Raw genomic sequence first — 22,272 nt, forward strand, 5'->3', positions numbered from 1 at the left:
GCCAGAGGGTGCCGGCATCCGCCTCCAGGTGGTCCGGGCCACGCCGCCGCCCAGTCCGGCTCTGCTGGCCCCGCTGGTCTTTGGCGAGGCGGGGCCCTTGCTCGCGCGGCTCCAGTCCAGCGCCACCCAGACACCGCTCGGGAAGCTACTGGGCCAGCTGCTGCAGGCGGGCCTGGCAGTGGCGGACCAGCCCGAGGCCTGGTCGGCCTGGCTGAAGGAAGCCATGAAGGCCCTCGCCGATCCCGCCACCTCCCCCGCCGAGTCGGCGTTCCACCGGTTGCAGGCCAAGGAGGGCACTGGGTGGTTCGAGCTTCCCCTGCCCTGGGCGCCGGGCGCGGAGCCCCTGCGGCTCTGGATCGAAGGGGAAGGCGATCCTGGCAAGGCGGAGGTCAGCGCAGTCCATCGCGTCTTCCTCAGTGTCCCCTTCTCGAAGCTCGGCGAGGTTCGGCTGGGTCTGGAGCAGCGCAGCGCCGGGCTGAGGGTCCGGCTCTGGCTCCAGGATCCCGGACAGGTATCGGCCCTCCGCCGGGATCTGGAGGCCGAGCTCGTGGCGCTGGGCCGTCCCGTGGACTTCCAGGTCTTCGAGCTTCCCCCGGAGGCTCCGGACCTGAGGGCGCTTGCCGGCGGCAGCCCCCTCCAGGCCATGGGCTGAGACATGGCTGAATCTACCCTCCAGCCCAGCCAAGCCGAAGAGGTCTTCCCTGCCACAGAGGGACTCCGCAGCCGCCGTCCCGGTCTGACGACCGTCCTGGTCTGTTACTGGGTGGCCTTCATCCTTCTTCATCTGGTGGCCTCCTCCTTGAGCACGAAGGATGGCGTCTCCCTGTGGTATTTCCCCGCTGCACTGAGCGTCGCCCTGCTCCTGGTGTATGGCCCGAAAGTCCTGCCCGCCGTCATCCTGGCGCCCCTGCCTGTGGACCTCTGGCTCCGCCCCCTGGGGATGGGCCCCTGGACCATCCTGGCCGTGTCGGGCCTCTATGCCTGTGCCCACGCCCTGGCCGCCCTGGCCTTCGTCAAGGCCCGGCTATCGATCCGCCTCCACCGCACCAAGGATGTGGGCGGCTTCCTGCTTCTGGCCTTCCTCGGCCCGCTGCTGGCAGCCCTGCCCGTCTACGCCCTCCTGCGCAGCCTGGGCATCCTGCAGGACCTCCACCTCGCCCGCGAGGTGCGCCTCCTGCTCCTCGGCGACGTCCTCGGGGTGCTCACCCTGGGGCCCGCGCTCCTCCTGTGGATCCGGCCCTGGCTCCGCCTGGGAACGGCCCGGCTCAGGCCCCTCACGCCGGCCCTCCGGCCCCTGGAGTTCCTCGCCCAGGCGGCAGGCCTGATCCTGACCATGATTCTGGTGGTGCGGTTGAGCGAGCCTGGCACCCTGCACATGAAGTACCTGCTCTTCCTCCCCATGACCTGGTTGGTCGTCCGGGGCGGGCTGCGGGCAGCCAGCCTGGGCTTCCCGCTCCTGGGCCTGACCTTGACCGTCCTCATCCTGAGGAACGACCTGCCGGTGGAGGCCCAGCTGGGAATCCAGTCGTTCCTCAGCGTCCTGTTCGGGATGGCCATGTTCCTGGGCTCCGCCATGGATGCCCAGCGGGCGTCGCTGAGCATCCGTGTCCGGCGCAGCCGGCACCTGAACCAGCTCATGGAGGTCACGGGCGCCATCCCCTGGGAGATGGACCTCAACAGCGGCCGCTGCGCCTACCTGGGCACCGCGGTCGAGAGCCACTTCGGCTGGCCGCAGGAGCATTGGCTGAAGCAGCCCTTCTGGGCCGACGTGATCCACCCCGAGGACCAACTCGCCTTCCTCCGGTTCCTCCTGGAGATCAGCCGCCCCGAGGGGGACCGGCAGCTCGAATTCCGGCTGCGGACCCCGGATGGCGGCGAGCACTGGGTGCGGGTGGCGGGCGGGCTGGAATCCTCGCCTGGCCAGGGCCGGGTCATGGGGTTCCTGTTCGACATCCATGCCCACAAGCACGCCGAGGAGAACGCGCTCCGGGCCTCCCTGCGGGAAAAGGACCTGCTGCTGCGCGAGATCCACCACCGGGTGAAGAACAACCTCCAGGTGGTCTCCAGCCTGCTCCGGCTGCAAGCCTCCACCCAGGAGGACCCGGCTGTGCATCTGGCCCTGCAGGAGGCCCAGGAGCGCGTCCAGGCCATCGCCCTCATCCATCAGAAGCTCAAGCATGCGCCCGATTTCTCCCAGCTGGACCTGCCCGGCTACGTGCAGACCCTGGCGGAACGACTGGTCCGCAGCTATGCCAGCGTGCCGGCCCTCATCGATCTGAGGGTGCAGGTGGCCAGCGTGGAACTCGGGCCGGATGTCCCGGTCCCGCTCGGGTTGATCCTGAACGAGCTGGTGGCCAACGCCCTCCAGCACGCCTTCCCGCCGGGACAGGGCGGCAGCCTGGACATTGAGATCGAACCGGACGATCGGGGCTGGATCACGCTCCGCGTGGCTGATTCAGGACAGGGCCTGCCGGAGGCCGTGGACCTGGACAGCGGCGGCCTGGGATTCCAGTTGGTCCGGGCCCTGACCGATCAGTTGGGGGGAACCCTGGAGCTTGAACGCCGCCGGGGCGCCGCCTTCCTCCTGAGCTTCCCTCCCAGCCGCCACCCATGAGCCAACCTCTGATCCTTATCGTCGAAGACGAAGCCATCGTGGCCATGGACCTGCGCCTGCACCTGCAGGAGCTGGGCTACGCTGTGTCCGGTCTGGCTTCCACCGGTGAAGAAGCGCTGGCCATGGCCGCGAGCACGCGGCCCGCCCTGGTGCTCATGGACATCTCCCTGGGCGCGGGCATGGATGGAATCGAGGCCGCCCGCCACATGCAGGCCATGGGCCTGCCTGTGGTGTACCTCACCGCCTTCGCCGATGAAACGACGCTCACCCGGGCCAAGGAGAGCGGGCCCTACGGATACCTCCTCAAGCCCTATGACGAGCGGACCCTCCACTCCACCATCGAGATGGCCCTCTACCGCCACCGGATGGAGCAGGAGCTGAAGGCCAGCGAATCGAAGATGCGGGCGATCATCGAGCACGCCCTGGATCTGGTCGTGATCCTCGACCAGTCCGGGCGGGTGTCCTACAGCAGCCCCTCCGCAGAGCGGGTCCTGGGCTATCGCCACGGGGAGCGCTACGGCACGCCCGCCGCCGAGCTCGTCCACCCGGAAGACCTCCAGGCCTACGCCGCCATCCTGGGTGAGCTGAGCCAGGCTCCAGGCGAGTCCAGGACCATCGAGATCCGCATCCTCCACAAGGACGGCAGTTCGCGCCTCATGGAGGCGGTCGCCCACAACGCCTTTGACGTGCCCGGCGTCCACGGCATCGTGATCAATGCCCGGGACATCACGGAAAAACGCCAGGTGGAGCTGGACCGCCAGGTCATGGAAGCCAAGGTGCAGCAGGCCCAGAAGCTCGAAAGCCTGGGCGTGCTGGCGGGCGGCATCGCCCACGACTTCAACAACCTGCTGATGGGCATCATGGGCCACGCGGGCCTGGCCCTCATGGACCTCGACGAGGACAGCCCCCAGCGGCGGCGCCTGCACCAGATCGAGCTCGCCGCCACCCGGGCCGCAGAGCTCACCAACCAGCTGCTCGCCTACTCCGGCCGGGGCAAGTTCCTGGTCGAGCCCGTGTCGCTGTCCCGCCTGGTGGATGAGATGGAGAGCCTGCTGGAGACCGTGATCTCCAAGAAGGCGGTGCTCGAGCACCACTTCGCGCCCGACCTGCCCCTGATCGACGGGGATGCCACCCAGATCCGCCAGGTGATCATGAACCTGATCACCAATGCCTCGGACGCCCTGGGCGAGCGGTCCGGCAAGATCACCATCACCGTGGGGGCCATGCCCACCGGCCCCCTCACGCCGTCCCTCGCGGGCACGCCTCCAGAGGGCGAATCGGTCTTCCTCGAGGTGAAGGACACCGGCTCCGGCATGGGACAGGACACCCTCGACCGGATCTTCGATCCCTTCTTCACCACCAAGTTCACCGGGCGCGGGCTCGGCCTGGCCGCCGTCCTCGGAATCGTGCACGGCCACCACGGTGCCATCCAGGTGCTCAGCGAGCCGGGCCAGGGCACCACCTTCCGCCTGCTTTTCCCCCGCTCCGAAAGCACCCACGGGCATGACATCTGGCAGGACCGCCCCTCCCTGAGTTACTCAAGCCAGGGAACCATCCTCGTCGTGGACGATGAGGAGACGGTGCGCAGCGTCGCCACGGCCACCCTCGAGCGCTGCGGGTTTCGGGTCGAGACCGCGTCCAACGGCCGCGACGGTCTCAGTGCATACCTCAAGCAGGCGGGTGACATCCGGGCGGTGGTTCTGGATCTCACCATGCCCATCCTGGGTGGGGACGAGGTCCTCACGAAGCTCCGCTCCGAGGAGGGGCCGGGAGCCACCGTGCCCGTCCTGCTCTCCAGCGGCTACAGCAGCTCGGACGTGGCGGGGAACCTCCAGCAGTTCGCCCCCATCCAGTTCCTTCAGAAGCCGTACAACCCGGGCGACCTCATCCAAAAAATCCGGAGCTGCCTGGGCGAGTGATCAGCCCTTGCGCAGCTGCTTCATGAGTCGCGGCAGCCGGTTCAGGGCGGCCTGGGCCTCGGTCCACTCCTTGTGGGGGCGGGCAGGGAAACCCGTGACAAAGCTGCCCTCGGGCAGGCTCTTGGCCACCACGCTGTTGCCACCCACCACGCTGCGGCTGCCGATCTCGATGTGGCCCACCACGCCCACCTTGCCGGCTAGGGTCACGTAGTCACCAAGCTTCGTCGAGCCGCTGATGCCGGTCTGGCTCACCAGGAGGCAGTGGCTCCCTACCTGCACGTTGTGCCCCACCTGCACCTGGTTGTCGATCTTGGTGCCCGCCCCGATGCGGGTGGGCCCCAGCACGCCCCGGTCGATGCATACGCAGGCGCCGATCTCCACGTCATCGCCCACCTCCACCCAGCCCACCTGGGGGATCTTGGCGTGGCGGCCCTCCACCAGCACGTAGCCGTAGCCGTCGCTGCCCACCACGGAGTTGGCGTGGACCGCCACGCGGTTCCCGAGCTTCGTGCGGCGGTAGAGCACCGCCCCGGAGAACAGCTCACAGCCATCCCCCAGCAGACATTCATCGCCGATGTGGACACCGGGATGTAGCACGCAGCCCCGGCCCAACACCGTGCGGGCCCCCACCGTGGCGCCAGGTGCGAGGCGGCACCCCTCGCCCACCGAGGCCGTCGGATCCACCGCGGCGGCGCTCCAGCGGGGCTCCGGTTCCGGGTGCAGCCAGCCGATGGCCTGGGCGAAGGCCCAGTAGGGGTGCTTCACCCGCAACACCGGGCGATCCCCCAGATCCACGGCTGCGTCCACGAGGATCAGACCCGCTGCGCTGTCCTTGGCCTTGGCGGCGTATTTCGGGTTGGCGAGGAAGGACACGGAGCCGGCCCCTGCCTCTTCCAGGGGCTTCACTTCGGAAATGGGGCGTTCCGGGGGACAATGTTCCAGGGTGCCTCCCAGACGTTCGGCCAGATCCTGCGCACTCAGGGTCGTCACGGTCCGGGACATGGGGGCCTCCTCATCAGTCTTCAGTCTTCAGTCTTCAGTCTTCAGTTTCCAGTCATCCGTTCGGAATCCGACATGCATCCTGTTCTTTTCGAGATCGGCTCCTTCCCCCTGGGCACCTACGGGCTGCTGCTGGCCATCGCCTTCTTCGCCGGCACCGCCCTGGCCAAGCGGCAGGCGAAGCTGGATGGCCTGGAGCCTGCGGCCATCACGGATCTGGCCATCGCCATGCTCATCTCCGCGATCCTGGGGTCGAAGCTCCTGATGATCGTGGTGGACCTGATCAATCACCGGCCGCTAGCAGAGGTCTTCTCCCTGGGGACCCTGCGCGCCGGTGGCGCCATCCACGGCGGCATCATCGCCGCCACAGCCGTGTTCTTCTGGAAGCTACGGAAAGGGCGGGGCCTGCCCCTGCGAATCACGGGCGACGCCCTGGTGCCCGGCGTGGCCCTCGGCCAGGCCATCGGGCGGCTGGGCTGCTTCTCGGCCGGCTGCTGCTACGGCACGGAGTCCCACCTGCCCTGGGCCGTGCACTTCACCCATCCGCTGGCCCAGGCCATGGGCGCTCCGGGCTTTTTGGTCCACCCCGTCCAGCTCTACAACACCCTGGCCAATCTCGCCGTGATGGCCGTCCTTCTGCTGGCCCGGCCGAAGCGGGCCTTCCAGGGGCAGATCTTCGCCCTCTACTTCCTGGTGGAGGGCCTGGGGCGCGTCATCACCGAGACCTGGCGGGGCGACGTGGACCGGGGCACCGGCTGGCTGGGCTGGGCCTGGCTGAGCACGGGGCGCCTCACGGGCATTGCATTCATGTTGCTTGGACTGGGCCTCTGGTTGGTCTGGAGCCGGCGTAAGGAGACGAAGTGAAACTCACCGCCGAAGAAGGCGCCCCCCGCCTGGATCGATTCCTCGCGGACCGCTATCCCGACATTCCCCGCGCCCGCTGGGATGTCCATGTCCGTACGGGCGAGATCAAGGTGAACGGCGTGGCGGTGACCAAGGGCGGCGTGAAGCTGCGACCGGGTGACCTGGTTGAGACCGAACTGCCGACGATCGCCCCACCGGCGGCCCACCTGGAAGGCGAAGCCATCGACCTCCCCACCCTCTTCGAGGACAACCAGCTATGGATCGTCAACAAGCCTACGGGCATGGTCGTGCATCCAGGCCCGGGCCATCCCGGCGGCACCGTGGTGAACGCGCTGCTGCACCGCCTCAAGACCCCCGTGGTGGTCGAAGTTGCGGAGGATGATGAGCCCAGCGAGGACACCGAGGAGCTGTCCTCGGGCTGGCCCGGCCTCGTGCATCGCCTGGACCGCTACACCACGGGCTGCCTCTGCCTGGCGAAAACCGCCGAGGCCCAGCGCGCCATTCAGGACCAGTTCAAGGCCCGCACCGTGGAGAAGCGTTACCTCGCCATTGTGCGGCACTCCCCCAAGCTGCCCCAGCTGGGCAGCCTCCTCATCGACGAGCCCATCGCCCGCCACAAGCGCGACCGCCTGCGCATGGTGGTGGCCGCGGGCGGGCGCTCAGCCCAGACCCGCATCCGGGTGCTGGCCCGCACCACCAGCGCCGCCCTGGTGGAGTGCGAGCTGCTGACGGGTCGCACGCATCAGATCCGCGTCCACCTCGCACACCTGCGGGCACCGCTCATGGGCGATCCGCTCTATGGCGGCCCCGGCAAGTGGAAGGACGTGGACGGCCTGCCCCTGCTGCTGCCCCATCCGGCCCTCCATGCGTGGAAGCTGTCCGTGGACCATCCCCTCACCGGGGTCCGGATCGATGCGGAGGCCCCCATTCCCGACGCCTTCCGAGCCCTGGCGGCCTCCCTGGGCTTGCCTGGGTTCTGAGCCGGGCGCATCATCCCTCAGAGAATCTGCACTTGGGGGTTCCATGCTTGGTCCCGCGCCCGCGCCCACCACTCTAGAAGGCTGGCTGAAAGCCTATCCCCACCTGCCAGGCATTCTGCTGGCGGCCATCTGCCTCCTGATCCTCCTCCTGGTGGTGCTGCCCAGGATCGCCTCCTGGCGCCGCGGGAAAGGGCGCCCGGTCCTGGGCCCCGTGCAGGTGGATGAACTCATCATGGGCTCCGGGGCCCTGGTGGTGGACCTGCGGAGCGCCGAGACCTTCCGGACGGGCCACATCAGGGGCTGCCTGCACGTGCCCTTCGGGGAACTGTCGCAGCGTTTCACCACGCCGGATCCCAAGGCCAGCCGGGCCCTGATCCTGGTGGATGAGACCGATGAGATCTCCCATCAGGCCTTCGACCTGCTGACGCGGAGGGGCTTCACCTGGCTCTACGTGATGCAGGGCGGCATGAAGGCCTGGCGGCGGGCCAACAGGCCACTGGCCAAGTAGGCTACTTTTTCGGTTCCTCTACGGGCTTCTTGGGCGCCTCCAGAGTTGCCGGAAGGGCCTCCGTGGGAGCGCTTTGGAAGGCGAGGTGCATGATCCACCAGCGCTTGCCGTCATAGACGCACTGCAGGGCATTGATGCCCGTGTAGAGCGCAGGTCCCTCGGCCTCCAGGCGAATCTCGTAGGGCGACCAGACCTGGGCGACGCCCTCCTGCCTGGTCACGGTCACCGCCGTGCCCTTTTCGAAGAAGCCCTTCTCCCATTGTGGAATGGCAAAGGCCAGGAAGGCCTCGAGGTCCATGGGGCGCATGAAGGCGCCCTTCTCGGGATGCTTGGCCGCCACCGCAAGCCGGGCGTGCAGGTGGAAGAGAGCGCGGATCTTCTCGATGTCGCGCTTCTGGTCCTTGGGTCCGGAGATGAACGCATACAGCGAGGCGGTCAGGGCCTCGGGGGTGCCGACCTCGGCCGAACTCAGGTCGGCCCGCACCAGCTCCTTGACGGGGCTCGAACTGGGCGCGGGCAAGGTCGGCAGGTCCGCGACCTTCTTCTTGGCGGGCGGCGGCCCCTGGGCGACCAGGGACAGGGCGGTCAGGCAGAGCAGCGAACGGATCACGGAACCTCCATGCACCATGAATGTGTCATGACTGGCCCTCCTCGGGGAGTCCCCATCGGTCGTAGAGCAGCAGCAGCAGCAGGCCGGGGATGGCGGCGGCGGCGCAAATCGGAAAATAGAGTTTCCAGCCGTAGGCCTCGGCCATGAACCCCGTCATGCCGGCGAAGAGGGTCCGGGGGAGGGCCATGAGGGCGCTGAAGAGGGCGTACTGGGTGCCGGTGTACGAGCGGTTGCAGCTGCCCATGAGCAGGGCCGCGAAAGCGCTGCCGCCCATGCCATAGGCCAGGTTCTCCAGCGTATTGGCCGCCACCAGCAGGGGCAGGTGGCGGCCCAGCAGGGAAATCGCCCAGAAGCCAAGGATGCTCCCCGCCTGCACGAAGCCGCAGATCCACAGGGCCTTCCGGAGGCTCATGCGGGTGAGCATCCAGCCACCGATCAGCCCCCCCAGGATGATGGCCACCATGGCGGTGGTCTTCTGCACGCTGCCGATCTGCATCTTGCTGAAGCCCATGCCCCGCAGCAGGAAGGGGATGGTCATGGACTCCGCCAGCCAGTCACCCAGCTTGTAGAACACGGCAAAGGCCAGGAGGTAGCCGATGCCCTTGCGCTGCAGCAAGTCCTTCAGCGGTCCCGTGATGGCCTCCCGGAGGGTGCGCGGTGCCTGGGCCACGGCATCGGTGTTCTGCGCCAGCCAGGTCCCGGCCATGCCCAGCACGGTCAGGACGGCCATGCCCAGGTAGGTGGTCCGCCATCCGAAGGCCTGGGCGACGATCAGGGCCAGTCCCCCGCTCACCAGCATGGCGACGCGGTAGGCGGCTATGTGGATGCTGTTACCCAGCCCCAGTTGCTTCTGCTCCAGGGCCTCGGCCCGCCAAGCGTCCACGGCGATGTCGAAGCTGGCGCTGGCCACGGCCACAGCCAGGGCCAGGACCACCACCCGCAGGAGATCGAGCTGCGGCTGGGTGCGGGCCAGCAACACCAGGGCCAGGGCCATGGCCCCCTGCATGGCCAGCAGCCAACCCCGGCGGCGCCCCAGGCCGGGCAGGGCATAGCGGTCCAGGAAGGGCGCCCAGAGCACCTTCAGGCTGTACGGAAGGGTGACGAAGCTGAAGAGGCCGATGGTGCCGAGGCTCAAGCCTTCGTCGGTCATCCAGGCCTTCAGGGTCGAACCCGTCAGGAACAGGGGCAACCCCGAGGCGAACCCGAGCAGGATGAGGACGACGAGACGGCGGGAGGGCATGGCTGATGGTAGCGGGGGCGCAGCGCCCTAGCGCAGGCTGGTCTCTGGAACAGCGTGCGTGTGCAGGTCGTGGACCAGGTGGCCGCCGAGATGCCCCGTGCGGGCCAGGGCGAACACGCCCCCCGCCGCGAGGAACAGCCAGAAGACCAGCAGGCCCAGCTCGACGTGCCGGGCCAGCTCGCGCCTCCGCACCAGGGGTGCCACCCACATGGCCGCGAAACCGGCGCCGAGCAGGCCGAAGATCAGGGTGGTCTTCTGCGCGGTCAGCTCATGGTCGCGCAGCCCGGCCAGGAGCGCCGGCGTGGCGCGGGCGTACCGCTCTGCGGCCTCGCCGCTTTCCATGGCCAGCAGGAGCCCGCCAAACCCAAGGACCAGCAGGATCAGCGCGGCGGCGTGAATTCCCCGCCGCTGGGCTGACCAGAACAGGCCCACCAGCACCAGCAGCGGCGCCACGGAGAGCAGGGCGATGGGAAAGTGGACGATGGCCGGGTGGAGGTGGTTCCAGGGCGGCAGCATGGGGGCTCCATGATCAAAGCTTCGATCATGGCGCATTGCGCCGGAATGGGAAGGCCCGACGGGGGGACAGGCATGGCGGAGGCACGGCTCCGCCGGGCCGAGCGCCGGGGCCCGGCAGAAGCTCCGCCTCCGCGAGCCCCAGGCGAGTGGGAGCCACGCCATGCGCCGCACCCCATGGAGGCGCGAAGCGTGAACCTAGAACCTAGAACCTAGCAACGCATACGTTGCGAGGGGAACCCGTGGAGAATCTCAATCCGCGAGGGTGCTGAGGTCGCCGGGATCCTGCCCCAGGGCTTCGGCCTTGAGGGCGCGGCGGAGGATCTTGCCGGAGCGGGTCTTGGGCAGGGTGGCCCTGATCTCGATGTCGGCAGGCACGGCGATGCCGCCCAGGTCCTCACGGACATGGTCCTTCAGGCTGGCGATGAGGCCCGGTCCGGTGGCCACCCCCGCCCGCACCACCACGAAGGCCTTGATGCTCTCCCCCTTGATGGGATCGGGAATGCCCACCACGGCGCTTTCGGCCACGGCGGGATGGCGGATGAGGGAACCCTCCACATCGGCGGTGCCGATGCGGTGGCCAGCCACGTTGAGCACATCATCGGACCGGCCCAGCACGGCGATGTAGCCGTCGGCGTCGCGGACCGCCACGTCACCCACGGTGTAGTAGCCCGGGATCTCCTTCCAGTAGTCCTCGTAGCGCTTGTGGTCGTTCCACACGGTTCGGAGCATGTACGGCAGCGGGAACTTGATGACCAGCAGACCGCCCTGGCCGTCAGGCACGGCCGAACCGTCCTTGTTCACCACCGCCAGCTGGGCCCCCGGCATGGCCTTGCCCGCCTTGCCGGGCCGCACCTCGAAGGTCGGCAGGGTGCCGATGACGGGGCCGGCGATTTCGGTCTGCCACCAGTTGTCCACCACCTGGCCGTTGCCTTGGCCCACGAGGTGCTGCTGGGCCCAGCGGTGGGCTTCGGGGTTCAGGGGCTCCCCGGCGCAGGCCATGAGGCGCAGGCGGCTGAGGTCGAACTTGCCGGGGGCCTCGGCCCCATGACTCATCCACATGCGGACCGCGGTGGGGGCCGTGAACATCACGTTCACACCGAAGCGCTCGCAGATCTCCCAGGTGACGTCGGGGCTCGGGTAGTCAGGGGCGCCCTCGCGGCAGAGCACCGTGGCGCCGATGCTCATGGGGCCGTAGACGATGAAGCTGTGGCCCACCACCCAGCCGATGTCCGAGGTGCTCCAGTAGATGTCCCGCTCCTGGATCTGGTAGAAGGCCTTGCTCAGGTAGTTCACGCCCACCATGTAGCCACCCGTCGCGTGGACCACGCCCTTGGGCTTGCCGGTGGTGCCGCTGGTGTAGAGGATGAACAGCGGGTGTTCCGCATCCACCATCTCGGGATCGCAGTGGATGTCGCGGCCCTGCTGGATGTCGTAGAAGTCCTTCTCCCGCTCGCTGGCGAAGGTCACCGGCGCGTCGCCGGGGCGGGAGCCGCGCCGGTGGACGATGACGTGATCCACCGAAGTCAGGTCACGCACGGCCTCATCGACGATGGGCTTCAGGGCGATGGCCTTCCCGCGGCGGTAGGTGAAGTCCGAGCAGACGATCACCTTGGCGCCGGCATCCTCAATGCGGGTGCGCAGGGCCAGGGCGCCCATGCCCGCGTAGACCACGCTGTGGATGGCGCCGATGCGGGCGCAGGCCAGCATGGAGATGATGCCTTCCGGCGTCAGCGGCATGTAGAGGATGACGCGGTCGCCCTTCTTCACGCCCAGGCGCTTGAGGGTGTTGGCGAAGCGGTTCATCTCGCGATAGAGGCGGTTGTAGGTGTAGGAGCGCTCGTCGCCGTCCTCCCCCACCCACAGCAGGGCCGCCTTGTTGCGCCGGTCGCTGTGCACATGACGGTCGATGCAGTTCACCGTGGCGTTGAGCTTGCCGCCCAGGAACCAGGCGTGGTTGGGGGGATTGAACTCGAGGACCTTCGTCCAGGGCTCGGCCCAGTCCAGGGCCTTGGCCTTCTCGCCCCAGAAAGCCGCGGGATCGTCCTCGGCCAGGGCCCGCTCCACCTCGTAGTTGATGGCCGCCTGCTTGGCCAGCCAGCCCTTCATGGGAATGGGGGCCTCGCCCTTCTGCAAGGCCTGGATGGTCTTCTGCTGGGTGATGCTGATTTCCACTTCGCTCATGGAAGGCTCCGAGAACGGGATGCGGGTGGTGAGATGGGATTGGTTGGGAGGGAAGGTAGCACGAGGTCCGGGAGATCGCCGACAATCGATGACGGTCATCACAGCCACCCTGGCCCCGGAGCCCTGCCCATGGCAAAAACCACCCCCCCGGCCCCTTTCGACGTCCATCCCAGCGTGGCCTATGTCCAGTCCATCCTCACCAACTTCAAGGCCAGGACCGGGCACACCCTGGAGCATTGGGTGACCCTCCTGCGCCGGGAGCAGCCGGCCGACCCCAAGGGCTGGCTGAAGGCCCAGGGCCTGGGCACCAACCAGGCGGGGTTCGTCCTGCAGCGGGCCGGGGCCACCCCCGGCCACGCCTTCGACGACACACCGGAAGGCTATCTCGCGGCCGCTCCGGGCTATGTCGAGACCCAGTACGGCGGAAAGAAGGCCCCGCTCCGGCCCCTCTTCGAGCAGGTCGTGGCCCTCGCCCGCGGCCTGGGTTCCGACGTGAAGGTCTGCCCCTGCGAGACCACCGTCCCCTTCTACCGGAACCATGTCTTCGCCGAAGTGAAGCCCTTCGTGTCCCGGCTGGACCTGGGCCTGGCCCTGGGCGCTCCGGCGGGCGTGCAGGATCCCAGCGGCCGCCTGAAGGACACCGGCGGGCACGCCAAGAAAGACCGCATCTCCCACAAGCTCGAGGTCACCTCGGCAGCGGACCTGAAGGCGGCCCTGCCCTGGCTAAAGCGGGCCTACGAGCGGGACGGGGACTGACCCTTAGGACTTTGGCCTGGGGCGGCTGGCCGGGGGCACGATGCCGTTCATGCGGAGGTACTCCACCATCTGGCCGTAGTGGTCCATGCCGTGGAAGGAGAGCAACGTGGCCATGCCGATGGGGGTCATGTCCGGGCCCTGGCCGAAGGGGTTCTTCACGGCCCGGCTGCCCGTCTGGGCCGTGATGCTCTGGATGGCCTTCCGGGCGTAGGCGAAAGAATCCTTCATGTACTTCAGGATCTCGGCCTTGGTCTTGAGGCTGTCGGGGCCCATCTCGGGGTTGCCCACTTCCGCCGGGGGCTTCTCGCCCAGGAGCACCGAACCGAGGAAGAAGTTCACGGCAGAGACATGCTTCACCTGCTGAGCGAAGGTCTTCACGCCTTTGAACTCGCCCTGGCTGGGGGCCCAGTCGAACTTGTCCTCAGGCATGGCCTCGGCGGCGCCCACGAACTGGCCCACCACCCACTGGTAGGTGCCGTCCATGGCCACGCCGACGGTGGGTTCGGCCACCGGGGCGGCAGGCGCGGGAGCTTTGGGGGCAGGTGCCTGGGCTGCCAGTGGCAGGGCGAACAGTAGGGAAAGCATCGTCATTTTCATGGTTTGCTCCTGGAAAGGGAGGACAGCCTACACCCACCGGACGGACAGTGGAAATTCCAGTTGATCAGAGGACAATTCGCGACGAAGTGGTCCCGTGGAGAACGCGCTTCAGTGACCAGAGGAAGCATAGAGGCGAAAGCTGATCTCGTTTCCCTTCTCGTTGAAGGTGAGATCCTGCGCCAGTGATTTCAGGAGCAAGAGCCCGCGCCCATAGGGCGTGGCAGAACTGCCGTCCGCCTCCGCGAGGTACTGGCGCCAGGGGAAGCCCAGCCCGGGGTCCGAGACCAGGACGCTTAAATAGGAAAAGTCACCATCAGCCCCACGGTGGACCATGATCTGGATCTCAATGGTTCCCTTGCATCCCGTGGCCAGGCGGTGGTTCCGTTCCTGTTCGAAGGCCTCGAAGCCGGCTTCCTTGAGGGCCGAACCCAGGCCCAGGGCGCCATGCTCCACTGCGTTCACAATGGCCTCGGACAGGAGCAGGGCCAGGATCTGGCAGGTTTCAGCGGGAACCCCCAGCCGGCCGAGGAGTCCCACCAGGTTTGGGCCCATCTCGTGGTAATTGACCTGGCCCGGATGGAGGGTCAGGCGAAGGTGGAGGCCCTGCTCAGCCGAGACGACCTCGTGCCGAGCCACCGCTGAAAAGGCCGGCTCGATGTCCTTGGGCTGGAAGGGCCACAGGCACCAGCTCACGTCGTCCGCCAACTCAAGGGAGTGGACCCGCCGCGCGACCAAGTCATGGGCCAGGGACGTGAAACCCTCCGCCCCACCTGTCTGGAGCAGGTCCAGGATCTCCTCCTCCGACACCAGCTCCGAGAACCCGTCACTGCAGGCGAAGAACAGGTCCCCCGGGGCCATCCAGGCACTCTCGACGCGAGCGGACCCGAGGTCGGCCTGGATGCCGAGGGGAATGCTGGTGGAGGCGAAGCGCACTAGGCTGCCGTCCGCGCCCAGGAGGAAGGCCATCGGTATGCCCGCGTTCAGCGCCGAGAGCTCGCCTAAATGCCAGTCCATGCGGAACAAGATCGAGCAAGAAAACCGTCCGGACGGCAGGAGGAGAAGCAGCTTCCGGTTGATCTCGGCGAGGATGCCGGGCAGGGGGAGATCCTTGGTGGCCAGGGCGTTGAACACCTCGATGGTGGGCATTGCGGAAACCCCGGCCATCAGACCGTGGCCCATGGGGTCGCAGATCATGCCGAAGTGGATCCCGGGGGCGCCGGTCCGGTAGGCACAGGCGTCTCCGTTGATGCGGCGGGTGGTCATGGTCTCCATGAGGAATTCCGGAGGCTTGCCGGCCCTGCCCTGCTCCAGCAGGCGATCCAACACATGCTTTACCACCGCGATCTCGTGCTGCTCCTCGACCAACCTTGACTGCAGGTGCCTCTGGGCCCGGGAGGCTTCCGCGATCATGCGGGTGCGGTAACGCAGTTCGACCACATTGAGAGGTTTTTCAATGAATGCGACGACCCCAGCCTCCATGCACTCTCTGCGCACAGCAGCTTCCCCTCGCCCCGTCATGATCACCACGGGCAGGAAGCCATGGTCATCGCCGAAACGGCTGCGAAGGGAGGCACGCACCCGCCCTGTAAGCTCGGCGCCATTCATTCCAGGCATTGAATAGTCCGTCAGGACCAGGTCGGGCTCGTGGAGTTCGAAGAGCTTCGCCCCGGCTAAGCCGTCCTCGGCCCAGAACACCTGGAACTCCTCATCCCCCAGGGCGGACCTCAGAAGGGCGCGCGTGATCGCGTCATCTTCGATGACGAGTAGCTTCAGAGGGGCTTGATCCCTGTCATCGAACATGGGCGACTGGCGCAATTCCTGAAAAACCGGGTTGAATTTCTTTGGGTGGGTGGTTCATGGAAGGATGGGGATCAACCGGCTGAAGTTCACCACCGCCAGCACCTTGGCGACATGGGGCCCGGGGCTCGAGATGGCCAGGCCCTTCCGGGCTTCATCGGCTTTCTCCTTGAAGTGCAGGATCATACCTAAGGCGCTGGAATCCAGGTAATCGACGGCGGCCATGTTGAGCTGGATCCGGTCCACCTGGGGGTGCTCCAGGGCGGCCATCGTGGCTACCCGGAAATCCGGATAGCTGCCAAAGGCGAGCCGGCCCTGGAGGAATACCGTGGCGCAGCCAGATTCAACGGTGGTCTTGAATTCCATGGCCGCTCCCTCAGAACAGTTCCACATCGCCCGAGTCCATGGACGCTGCCTGGACCGAATCGTGGGTCTCCCGGCCAAACCCGGCAATCTCCCCGGCGGCCTCGGCCAGCAGCTCCGGCAGGGGCCTCTGTCCCTCGTCCACGGCCGCTGCGAGGGACTGAAGGCTGGCGGCGAGAAGCGCCAGCCGCTGGAAACCGGCGGCCACGCGCTGGAGGATCTGGCGCACCATGTCCTCGAACTGTAGGGCCTGGATGGACCGGGCCACTTGGGCGCTCACCTCCCTGCCCACCTCCTCCATGCGGGTCACCAAGCGCTGAGCCTTGATCTCGCTTTGGCCGATGGCGTTCACCATCTGCTCGGCGAGGTCCTTGGATCGGATGATCTCGTTGAGGTCTTTGGAGGCGATGCGCTCCACCTGGACCGATGTGCGGTTCAGAGCAGCCGCCGTCTCCCGGACCTGGCCTGCGATGTGATCGCTGATCCTGGCGCTCTTGTGGGAGAGCTTCTGCACCTCTCCAGCCACCACGGCGAACCCCGCCCCGTGCTTCCGTGCATGGGCTGCCTCGATGCTGGCATTGAGCGCAAGCATGTGAGTTTGCATCGCCACCTCGGCCAGTTCCCCCAAGGACTGGCCCATGGCGTCAGACCGGACGCGGATGCCGTCCATCTCTTCCACCAGCTGGAAGCTGGACTAACCAATGTCCATCATGGCGTCCACGAATTGGTCCATGGTGCCGAGGATGCGCATGGTGAAATCCTCCACCGAGTGGGCCCCTTCCTCGCCGTCCAGGCGCACTTCCAGGACGTCCTGCAGCTCCATGGCCAAGCGGTATTGCTCGGTGGCCAACACGTCCAGGGACTGGAGGGCCCCGCCGAAGCCCTGCACGGCCTCGGACATCAGGGTCTCAGCCTGTTGGAGCTTAAGGGTCTGCTCCAGCACGGCCTGGTCCAGCAGGCTGACCTGCGCCAGAAGCAGGGCGGTCAGGCTGGGCCTAAGACCGTCCTCGGCCAGAGGGCTCCCAGAGCTCCCGACCATGGGTGGGGGTTCCTCGACCCGGCCCCTTCTAAAAAATCCAGCCACAGCGCGCTCCTAAACCCTTGCCATCCTTGACAGAAGAAGGCGTTACGGGCAGGGAATTTCTCGACAAGCAAATATTTATACCTGGACAGTATCGTCGCTCAGGCCTGTGGCAACGAGATACAGCATCTATATAAATCTAGACATTTAACCAACCTCGCCCGGTTCGAGCCTAGGAAATCGCCACCCTCAGCCGGCTCATCTTGAGCACCTTGTCCAGGTCCGCCGGAGCAAGCCCCACCAGGAAGCCCCGGCTGCCGCCGTTCAGGTAGATGCGGTCGAGTTCAAAGATCGTGGCTTCAGCATGGATGGGCATGGACCTCCTGGTGCCAAGGGGGCTGGTGCCACCCACCAGGTAGCCGCTGTGCTTGTTCGCCACCTCAGGCCGACAGGGCTGCACAGCCTTGGCGCCGATCTGCCGGGCCAACTCCTTGGTGCTCACTTCGCGGTCGCCGTGCATGAGGATGATCAGGGGAAGGCCCTTCTCGTCCTCCATGACCAGGGTCTTGATGACGGCGTGCTCCGGCACCCCCAGCTCCCGGGCGCTCACGGCCGTGCCGCCATGCTCCTCGTAGCGGTAGAGGTGCTCCGTGAAGGGCACGCCCGCCTGCTTCAGGAGCCGGGTGGCATTGGTGGAAGGCGCTTTCGACATGGCATCATCATTCCATGACTCAGCAGGTGGTGATCGCTGGTGGCACGGGGGAGGTTGGCAGGCAGCTGCTGGCCCTGCTGGCGCAGCGCCCGGAGCTGTCCGTGCGGGCCCTCGTGCGCAGGCCGGGTTCACTCCCCTTGGCCGCCAACCTTGAGGAAGTCGCTTTCGATTTCGAGGACTTGGGCGCCTACGGTCCCGTTTTCGGGCCGCCCTGCGACCTGCTCCTCATCGCCCTGGGCACCACCCTCGCCGGGGCCGGCAGTGCCGAGGCCTTCCTCCGCGTGGACCGGGACTATCCGATGCGGCTGATCTCGGCCCTGGCCACCACCCATCCCGGGGCCAAGGTGGGCCTCGTGAGCAGCGTCGGGGCCGACCGGGGGAAAGGCCTGTATCTCGGCGCCAAGGCCACGGTCGAAACGGAGCTGGAGGCCAGCGGCCTGGCCCACGCCATCGCCCGGCCTTCCTTTCTGCGCAGCGATCGCCGGGAATTCCGTCTTCTGGAAGTCCTCGTGAACCGTCTCATCGCGCCCCCCTGGCTGGCGCTCGGGAGGGCGGCCTTCGCCGGCAGCCCCGGGTGGTGGCGCTGGGCCCCGGTGCATGTGCGGGAGGTGGCCACGGCTCTGCTGGAAGCAACCCTGTCCCTCCAGCCCGGCCAGCGGCAGATCCTTGAAGGCCTGGATCTGCATCCCGGTCCCGTGACCCAGTGGGGGAGACCATGACTCAGCCCATCGCCCTTGTCACCGGAGCCTCCCGCGGTCTGGGCCGGGAAGTGGTCCGCCGCCTCGCCCAGGAGGGCTACACGGTCCTCGCCGGTGTCCGGAATCCGGCAGGGATACTGCCCCTGCCCGGGGTGGACGTGCTGGCATTGGACGTGGCCGATCCCGCCTCCATCGCCGCCGCAGCGGCTTCCGTCCGCGCGCGCCAGGGCCGCCTGGATGTGCTGGTGAACAACGCGGGCATCCTGCTCGACCGCATGGTCGATGCGCTGGCACTCGATCCCGAGCTGCTGCACCGCACTCTCGAGACGAACACGGTGGGCCCCCTGCGGCTGGTCCAGGCCCTGGCACCCCTCATGCCCAAGGGCGGCCGCATCGTGAACGTGAGCAGCGGGGGCGGCCAGCTCTCGACGCCCGCCACCTGGGCCCCCGCCTACTGCATCTCGAAGACCGCGCTCAATGCCGTCACGGTGCAGCTCGCGGAAGCGCTCAGGCCCCGCGGCATCGCCGTCAACGCCGTGTGCCCGGGCTGGGTGCGCACGGACCTCGGCGGGCCCGAGGCGCCCCGGAGCCTCCAGCAGGGCGCCGACAGCATCCTGTGGCTGATGCTCCAGGCCGATCCAGGGCTCACGGGCGGCTTCTGGCGGGACGGCGAGCGGATCGACTGGTAGCAGCTAGCTCGTCAGGGCCTTGAACCTCGCTCCAGCCGGCACCTCGATGCCGAAGGTTTTCCGCAGGAGCGGGACCACCTCCTCCGGCGCCAGCTCGTGGCCCACCACCTGGTCGCCGCGCAGCTCTGCGTAGGCGCGGTTGCGGAGGATGCGGCGCACCTCCGGTCCGGGCAGCTGGGCGGTGAGCGTCCGGAGGAAGCGCGAGTCCGGGTGGGTGCTGGTGTAGTGGTTGGCCACCTCGAAATCGACGGGGAAGCGCGGGACGGGCTCGAAGGCGTAGAGGTCCTCCCAGGCCCCATGGTGGAAGGACTGGAGCACGCGCAGGCCGCCCTCCACCCCCACCCGGTAGACGTTCAGGAACTGGGCATGGGCCGCGCCGTCCATGGGCACCGGTCCGAGCAGGCCTTCGCCGCCGAAGCCCACGTCCGCCAGCCAGTCGCTCCCCGCCAGCCGCACCACCAACAGCATGTGGGTCCGGGGAAGCAGCCCCTGGGCGCCAAGGCGCACCCGGGCCTCGCAGGCGCTGGCTTCGAAGCCAAGTTCCTGCAGCACGGCCAGGAACAGCGTGTTGTGTTCGAAGCAGTAGCCGCCTCGGCGCTGCCGCACAAGCTTGGCCTGCAGAGAGCCCAGATCCAGGCGGATGGGCAGGCCCAGCTGGATGTCCAGGTTCTCGAAGGGGATGCTGGTGGCGTGGGCGAGGTGCAGCGCCTGGAGGCCCGCCAGGTCCGCCCGGGGAGGCTCCATCAGGCCGATGCGCCGCAGGTAGGCGCCCAGGTCCAGCTCAGCGGACATGCTGCGCTTCGCCCTTGCCGAGCGAGTGGGAGGTGCGTGCGACATGCATGGGATCTCCAGGATCAGCGAGCCAACCAGGCCGCGAGGTTGCGCCGGATCTGGGCCGCGTGGAACTCCAAGTGCTCTCCGTAGCTCCGCAGCCAGTCATCGGTTCCATAGAGACCGCTGTGGGTATGGCGGCCCATGCGTCCCCAGGCCTCCTCGGGCAGGCGGTCCAGCATGGCCGAGGTGTGGGCCCTTACCGTTTCCACCAGGCGCAGGGCCAGCTCGGGATCGGAGGCGTGGTAGTCGAAGCGCCTGGCCCAGGTGGTCTCGTCGTAACCCACGATGAGGGGCTCCGCTTCAGCCAGGAGGAGCCGGATGCGGATGCCGGAGTACGTCTCCGAGTCGGCGCAGTGGACCACCACCTCGTGGGCGCTCCACCTGCCCTCGCCGGGCCGCCAGGTCCGGGCCTCGGCGGGCACCTCGCCCCAGGCCTGCCGCAGTAGCGCGGCCCCCTGGCGGTAGCGGTGAAGGTAGGTCTCCCGGGTGACGGCGTCAAAGGGCATGGGGCACCTCGGCTTCAGCATGATCCCCTGGCGGGAAAAATGAAGCCTCATCATGCGAGGTAGCCGTGGTTACGATGGGGAGCCGCCCGCCGGAGCTCCCATGCGCCTCCCCACCGCCTGTCTTGTCCTGGGTTTCGCGACCCTGTCCCTGCACGCGGGGGACCGCGTCACCGGTCGTGCCTTCGCCACGCGCTCCGAGGTGGCAGCCCAGCACGGCATGGCCTGCACCAGCCAGCCCCTGGTCACCCAGATCGCCCTCGATGTCCTGAAGCAGGGCGGCTCGGCCGTGGATGCGGCCATCGCGGCCAACGCGGCGCTGGGACTCATGGAGCCCACGGGCAGTGGCATGGGTGGTGACCTCTACGCCATCGTCTGGGACGCCAGGACGAAGAAGCTGCACGGCCTCAATGCCAGCGGCCGCTCCCCGAAGTCGCTCAACCTCGACCACTTCAAAAAGCTGAACCTCAGGCACATCCCGCCCCATGGCCCTCTGCCGGTGAGCGTACCCGGCTGCGTGGACGGCTGGTTCGAGCTGCATCGCAAGTTCGGCAGGCTCCCCATGGCGCAGGTGCTGGCGCCCGCCATCCGCTATGCGAAGGAAGGCTTTCCCGTCAGTGAGCTCATCGCCTACTACTGGGATCGCAGCGTGCCCGCGCTTGGCAAGTTCCCAGGCTTCCTGGAGACTTTCACCGTCGATGGGAAGCGCGCCCCGAGGAGCGGTGAGATCTTCCGCAACCCGCGCCTGGCCAAAACACTGGAACAGCTCGCCAAGGAGGGCCGTGACGCCTTCTACAAGGGCGACATCGCCCGGAAGATCGAGGCCTACATGAAGGCCCAGGGCGGATTTCTCAGCTACGAGGACCTGGCCGCCCACCACTCGGACTGGGTGGAGCCCGTGAGCGTGAGCTACCGTGGCTACGACGTGTGGGAGCTGCCTCCCAACGGCCAGGGCATCGCCGCCCTGCAGATGCTGAACATCCTCGAAGGCTACGATTTCTCGAAGATTCCCTTCGGCAGTCCCCGCCACGCGCACCTCTTCGCCGAGGCCAAAAAGCTGGCCTTCGAGGACCGGGCGAAGTTCTACGCCGATGCCCCCTTCATGAAGGTGCCCCTGTCCTGGCTGCTCTCGAAGGAATACGCCGCCCAGCGCCGCGGTCTTATCGATGAGAACCGCGCCGCGCGCCGGCTGGAAGCGGGCCACCCGCCCCTGAAGGAGGGCGACACCATCTACCTCACCACCGCCGATGGCGAGGGCAACCTGGTGAGCCTCATCCAGAGCAACTACCGGGGCATGGGCAGTGGCATGACGCCGGGCGACCTCGGCTTCTGCCTGCAGGACCGCGGCGAGCTGTTCAACCTGGAAGAGGGCAACGCCAATACCTACGCCCCTGGCAAGCGCCCCTTCCATACCATCATCCCGGGCTTCATCACCAAGGATGGCCAGCCCTTCCTCAGCTACGGCGTCATGGGCGGCGAGTTCCAGCCCATCGGCCACGCCCAGATCGTGATGAACCTGATCGACTTCGGCATGAACGCCCAGGAGGCTGGCGATGCCCCACGCATGAGCCATGACGGTTCCCCCGAGCCCACCGGCGAGAAGGGGAAGCTGCCCGGCACCATCCAACTGGAGAGCGGCTTCCCCTACGAAACCGTGCGGGAGCTCATGAACCGGGGTCACGGCGTGGGCTGGCTGTTCGGAGGCTATGGCGGCTACCAGGCCATCCGCTGGGATCCGAAGCAGAAGGTTTACTTCGGGGCGTCGGAATCGAGGAAGGACGGTCAGGCGGCCGGGTACTGATGACCCGATCCAGCTTGTGACCGCCGTCCTCGGCGACGCCGGGGGGCGTGTTCTAGACTACCCAGAGCCA

The 22,272-nt window shown here is 67.5% G+C and carries 23 protein-coding genes; 10 read left to right on the plus strand and 13 right to left on the minus strand.

Annotated elements, in window-relative coordinates; translation table 11 throughout:
• The 3 genes from WAS25_RS00810 to WAS25_RS00820 all read left to right on the plus strand — a co-directional run.
• On the plus strand, window positions 1-652 hold a 652-nt coding region (locus tag WAS25_RS00810; RefSeq protein WP_422309359.1), incomplete at its 5' end, for a hypothetical protein.
• A 3-nt stretch (window positions 653-655) separates the two neighbouring features.
• Window positions 656-2,614 carry a sensor histidine kinase gene (locus tag WAS25_RS00815; RefSeq protein WP_422309361.1) on the plus strand — a complete coding sequence of 653 codons (1,959 nt, stop codon included), beginning with the start codon at window positions 656-658 and terminating at the stop codon, window positions 2,612-2,614.
• Window positions 2,611-4,533 (plus strand): response regulator, encoded by a 1,923-nt coding sequence (locus WAS25_RS00820; protein ID WP_422309363.1) that lies wholly within the window; start codon window positions 2,611-2,613, stop codon window positions 4,531-4,533. The genes WAS25_RS00815 and WAS25_RS00820 overlap by 4 nt, the downstream gene beginning before the upstream one ends.
• On the opposite strand, the gene lpxD is transcribed toward WAS25_RS00820, so the two are convergent.
• The gene (gene lpxD, locus WAS25_RS00825; RefSeq protein ID WP_422309365.1) at window positions 4,534-5,535 is read right to left on the minus strand and encodes a UDP-3-O-(3-hydroxymyristoyl)glucosamine N-acyltransferase; all 1,002 of its coding nucleotides are present in this window, start codon (window positions 5,533-5,535) and stop codon (window positions 4,534-4,536) included. It lies immediately after the preceding gene.
• Between the two features lie 72 nt (window positions 5,536-5,607).
• Here lpxD and WAS25_RS00830 point away from each other — a divergent pair, with 72 nt between their 5' ends.
• Genes WAS25_RS00830 through WAS25_RS00840 form a run of 3 tightly spaced genes read left to right on the plus strand, consistent with a single transcriptional unit; the run spans window position 5,608 to window position 7,884 of the window.
• A complete protein-coding gene (locus WAS25_RS00830; RefSeq protein WP_422309367.1) occupies window positions 5,608-6,396 on the plus strand; it encodes a prolipoprotein diacylglyceryl transferase in 789 nt (262 codons plus the stop codon).
• Window positions 6,393-7,376 carry an RluA family pseudouridine synthase gene (locus WAS25_RS00835; RefSeq protein WP_422309369.1) on the plus strand — a complete coding sequence of 328 codons (984 nt, stop codon included), beginning with the start codon at window positions 6,393-6,395 and terminating at the stop codon, window positions 7,374-7,376. The genes WAS25_RS00830 and WAS25_RS00835 overlap by 4 nt, the downstream gene beginning before the upstream one ends.
• A 43-nt stretch (window positions 7,377-7,419) precedes the next feature.
• Window positions 7,420-7,884, plus strand: a complete 465-nt coding sequence (locus WAS25_RS00840; protein ID WP_422309371.1) for a rhodanese-like domain-containing protein — start codon at window positions 7,420-7,422, stop codon at window positions 7,882-7,884.
• A gap of 1 nt (window position 7,885) precedes the next feature.
• On the opposite strand, the gene WAS25_RS00845 is transcribed toward WAS25_RS00840, so the two are convergent.
• The 4 genes from WAS25_RS00845 to acs all read right to left on the minus strand — a co-directional run bounded on the left by WAS25_RS00845 (window position 7,886) and on the right by acs (window position 12,431).
• Window positions 7,886-8,494 (minus strand): hypothetical protein, encoded by a 609-nt coding sequence (locus tag WAS25_RS00845; RefSeq protein WP_422309373.1) that lies wholly within the window; start codon window positions 8,492-8,494, stop codon window positions 7,886-7,888.
• 25 nt (window positions 8,495-8,519) lie between these two features.
• Complete coding sequence (locus tag WAS25_RS00850) at window positions 8,520-9,734, minus strand: AmpG family muropeptide MFS transporter (RefSeq protein WP_422309375.1); 1,215 nt, start codon at window positions 9,732-9,734, stop codon at window positions 8,520-8,522.
• A 27-nt stretch (window positions 9,735-9,761) separates the two neighbouring features.
• On the minus strand, window positions 9,762-10,250 hold the full coding sequence (locus WAS25_RS00855; protein ID WP_422309377.1) for a DUF2231 domain-containing protein: 489 nt from the start codon (window positions 10,248-10,250) through the stop codon (window positions 9,762-9,764).
• Between the two features lie 249 nt (window positions 10,251-10,499).
• On the minus strand, window positions 10,500-12,431 hold the full coding sequence (gene acs, locus WAS25_RS00860) for an acetate--CoA ligase (RefSeq protein ID WP_422309379.1): 1,932 nt from the start codon (window positions 12,429-12,431) through the stop codon (window positions 10,500-10,502).
• A gap of 129 nt (window positions 12,432-12,560) precedes the next feature.
• Between acs and WAS25_RS00865 the strand changes: the two genes are divergently transcribed.
• Window positions 12,561-13,187 (plus strand): DUF5655 domain-containing protein, encoded by a 627-nt coding sequence (locus WAS25_RS00865; protein ID WP_422309381.1) that lies wholly within the window; start codon window positions 12,561-12,563, stop codon window positions 13,185-13,187.
• 3 nt (window positions 13,188-13,190) lie between these two features.
• Here WAS25_RS00865 and WAS25_RS00870 read toward each other — a convergent pair whose 3' ends face one another.
• The 6 genes from WAS25_RS00870 to WAS25_RS00895 form a co-directional block, all read right to left on the minus strand.
• Complete coding sequence (locus WAS25_RS00870; protein ID WP_422309383.1) at window positions 13,191-13,778, minus strand: DinB family protein; 588 nt, start codon at window positions 13,776-13,778, stop codon at window positions 13,191-13,193.
• A 114-nt stretch (window positions 13,779-13,892) separates the two neighbouring features.
• Complete coding sequence (locus tag WAS25_RS00875) at window positions 13,893-15,584, minus strand: SpoIIE family protein phosphatase (protein WP_422309384.1); 1,692 nt, start codon at window positions 15,582-15,584, stop codon at window positions 13,893-13,895.
• Window positions 15,585-15,638: 54 nt separating this feature from the next.
• A complete protein-coding gene (locus tag WAS25_RS00880) occupies window positions 15,639-15,947 on the minus strand; it encodes an STAS domain-containing protein (RefSeq protein WP_422309386.1) in 309 nt (102 codons plus the stop codon).
• 10 nt (window positions 15,948-15,957) lie between these two features.
• On the minus strand, window positions 15,958-16,623 hold the full coding sequence (locus WAS25_RS00885) for a methyl-accepting chemotaxis protein (RefSeq protein ID WP_422309388.1): 666 nt from the start codon (window positions 16,621-16,623) through the stop codon (window positions 15,958-15,960).
• A gap of 15 nt (window positions 16,624-16,638) precedes the next feature.
• A complete protein-coding gene (locus WAS25_RS00890) occupies window positions 16,639-16,983 on the minus strand; it encodes a hypothetical protein (protein ID WP_422309389.1) in 345 nt (114 codons plus the stop codon).
• A gap of 214 nt (window positions 16,984-17,197) precedes the next feature.
• Entirely contained in the window at window positions 17,198-17,677 is a 480-nt protein-coding gene (locus WAS25_RS00895) for an aminoacyl-tRNA deacylase (protein WP_422309391.1), read from the minus strand.
• A gap of 14 nt (window positions 17,678-17,691) precedes the next feature.
• On the opposite strand from WAS25_RS00895, the gene WAS25_RS00900 reads away from it, so the two are divergent.
• Window positions 17,692-18,396, plus strand: a complete 705-nt coding sequence (locus WAS25_RS00900) for an NAD(P)H-binding protein (protein ID WP_422309393.1) — start codon at window positions 17,692-17,694, stop codon at window positions 18,394-18,396.
• On the plus strand, window positions 18,393-19,064 hold the full coding sequence (locus tag WAS25_RS00905) for an SDR family NAD(P)-dependent oxidoreductase (protein WP_422309395.1): 672 nt from the start codon (window positions 18,393-18,395) through the stop codon (window positions 19,062-19,064). The genes WAS25_RS00900 and WAS25_RS00905 overlap by 4 nt, the downstream gene beginning before the upstream one ends.
• A gap of 3 nt (window positions 19,065-19,067) precedes the next feature.
• Here WAS25_RS00905 and WAS25_RS00910 read toward each other — a convergent pair whose 3' ends face one another.
• Together WAS25_RS00910 and WAS25_RS00915 are read right to left on the minus strand one after the other, a co-directional pair.
• Entirely contained in the window at window positions 19,068-19,856 is a 789-nt protein-coding gene (locus tag WAS25_RS00910; RefSeq protein WP_422309397.1) for an arylamine N-acetyltransferase family protein, read from the minus strand.
• Between the two features lie 62 nt (window positions 19,857-19,918).
• A complete protein-coding gene (locus WAS25_RS00915) occupies window positions 19,919-20,404 on the minus strand; it encodes a DinB family protein (protein WP_422309399.1) in 486 nt (161 codons plus the stop codon).
• 100 nt (window positions 20,405-20,504) lie between these two features.
• On the opposite strand from WAS25_RS00915, the gene ggt reads away from it, so the two are divergent.
• A complete protein-coding gene (gene ggt / locus WAS25_RS00920; protein WP_422309401.1) occupies window positions 20,505-22,202 on the plus strand; it encodes a gamma-glutamyltransferase in 1,698 nt (565 codons plus the stop codon).
• Window positions 22,203-22,272: the final 70 nt, after the last annotated feature.

Origin of the sequence: Geothrix sp. (assembly GCF_049292215.1) — a bacterium.
Lineage (GTDB): Bacteria > Acidobacteriota > Holophagae > Holophagales > Holophagaceae > Geothrix.

Coding starts and splice junctions, on each gene's coding strand:
- WAS25_RS00895 (WP_422309391.1), bottom strand. CDS start 17,677: ATGTCGAAAGCGCCTTCCACCAATGCCACCCGGCTCCTGAAGCAGGCG.
- WAS25_RS00815 (WP_422309361.1), top strand. CDS start 656: ATGGCTGAATCTACCCTCCAGCCCAGCCAAGCCGAAGAGGTCTTCCCT.
- acs (WP_422309379.1), bottom strand. CDS start 12,431: ATGAGCGAAGTGGAAATCAGCATCACCCAGCAGAAGACCATCCAGGCC.
- ggt (WP_422309401.1), top strand. CDS start 20,505: ATGCGCCTCCCCACCGCCTGTCTTGTCCTGGGTTTCGCGACCCTGTCC.
- WAS25_RS00910 (WP_422309397.1), bottom strand. CDS start 19,856: ATGTCCGCTGAGCTGGACCTGGGCGCCTACCTGCGGCGCATCGGCCTG.
- WAS25_RS00880 (WP_422309386.1), bottom strand. CDS start 15,947: ATGGAATTCAAGACCACCGTTGAATCTGGCTGCGCCACGGTATTCCTC.
- WAS25_RS00890 (WP_422309389.1), bottom strand. CDS start 16,983: ATGGTCGGGAGCTCTGGGAGCCCTCTGGCCGAGGACGGTCTTAGGCCC.
- WAS25_RS00840 (WP_422309371.1), top strand. CDS start 7,420: ATGCTTGGTCCCGCGCCCGCGCCCACCACTCTAGAAGGCTGGCTGAAA.
- WAS25_RS00905 (WP_422309395.1), top strand. CDS start 18,393: ATGACTCAGCCCATCGCCCTTGTCACCGGAGCCTCCCGCGGTCTGGGC.
- WAS25_RS00820 (WP_422309363.1), top strand. CDS start 2,611: ATGAGCCAACCTCTGATCCTTATCGTCGAAGACGAAGCCATCGTGGCC.
- WAS25_RS00850 (WP_422309375.1), bottom strand. CDS start 9,734: ATGCCCTCCCGCCGTCTCGTCGTCCTCATCCTGCTCGGGTTCGCCTCG.
- WAS25_RS00865 (WP_422309381.1), top strand. CDS start 12,561: ATGGCAAAAACCACCCCCCCGGCCCCTTTCGACGTCCATCCCAGCGTG.
- WAS25_RS00870 (WP_422309383.1), bottom strand. CDS start 13,778: ATGACGATGCTTTCCCTACTGTTCGCCCTGCCACTGGCAGCCCAGGCA.
- lpxD (WP_422309365.1), bottom strand. CDS start 5,535: ATGTCCCGGACCGTGACGACCCTGAGTGCGCAGGATCTGGCCGAACGT.
- WAS25_RS00855 (WP_422309377.1), bottom strand. CDS start 10,250: ATGCTGCCGCCCTGGAACCACCTCCACCCGGCCATCGTCCACTTTCCC.
- WAS25_RS00875 (WP_422309384.1), bottom strand. CDS start 15,584: ATGTTCGATGACAGGGATCAAGCCCCTCTGAAGCTACTCGTCATCGAA.
- WAS25_RS00900 (WP_422309393.1), top strand. CDS start 17,692: ATGACTCAGCAGGTGGTGATCGCTGGTGGCACGGGGGAGGTTGGCAGG.
- WAS25_RS00830 (WP_422309367.1), top strand. CDS start 5,608: ATGCATCCTGTTCTTTTCGAGATCGGCTCCTTCCCCCTGGGCACCTAC.
- WAS25_RS00915 (WP_422309399.1), bottom strand. CDS start 20,404: ATGCCCTTTGACGCCGTCACCCGGGAGACCTACCTTCACCGCTACCGC.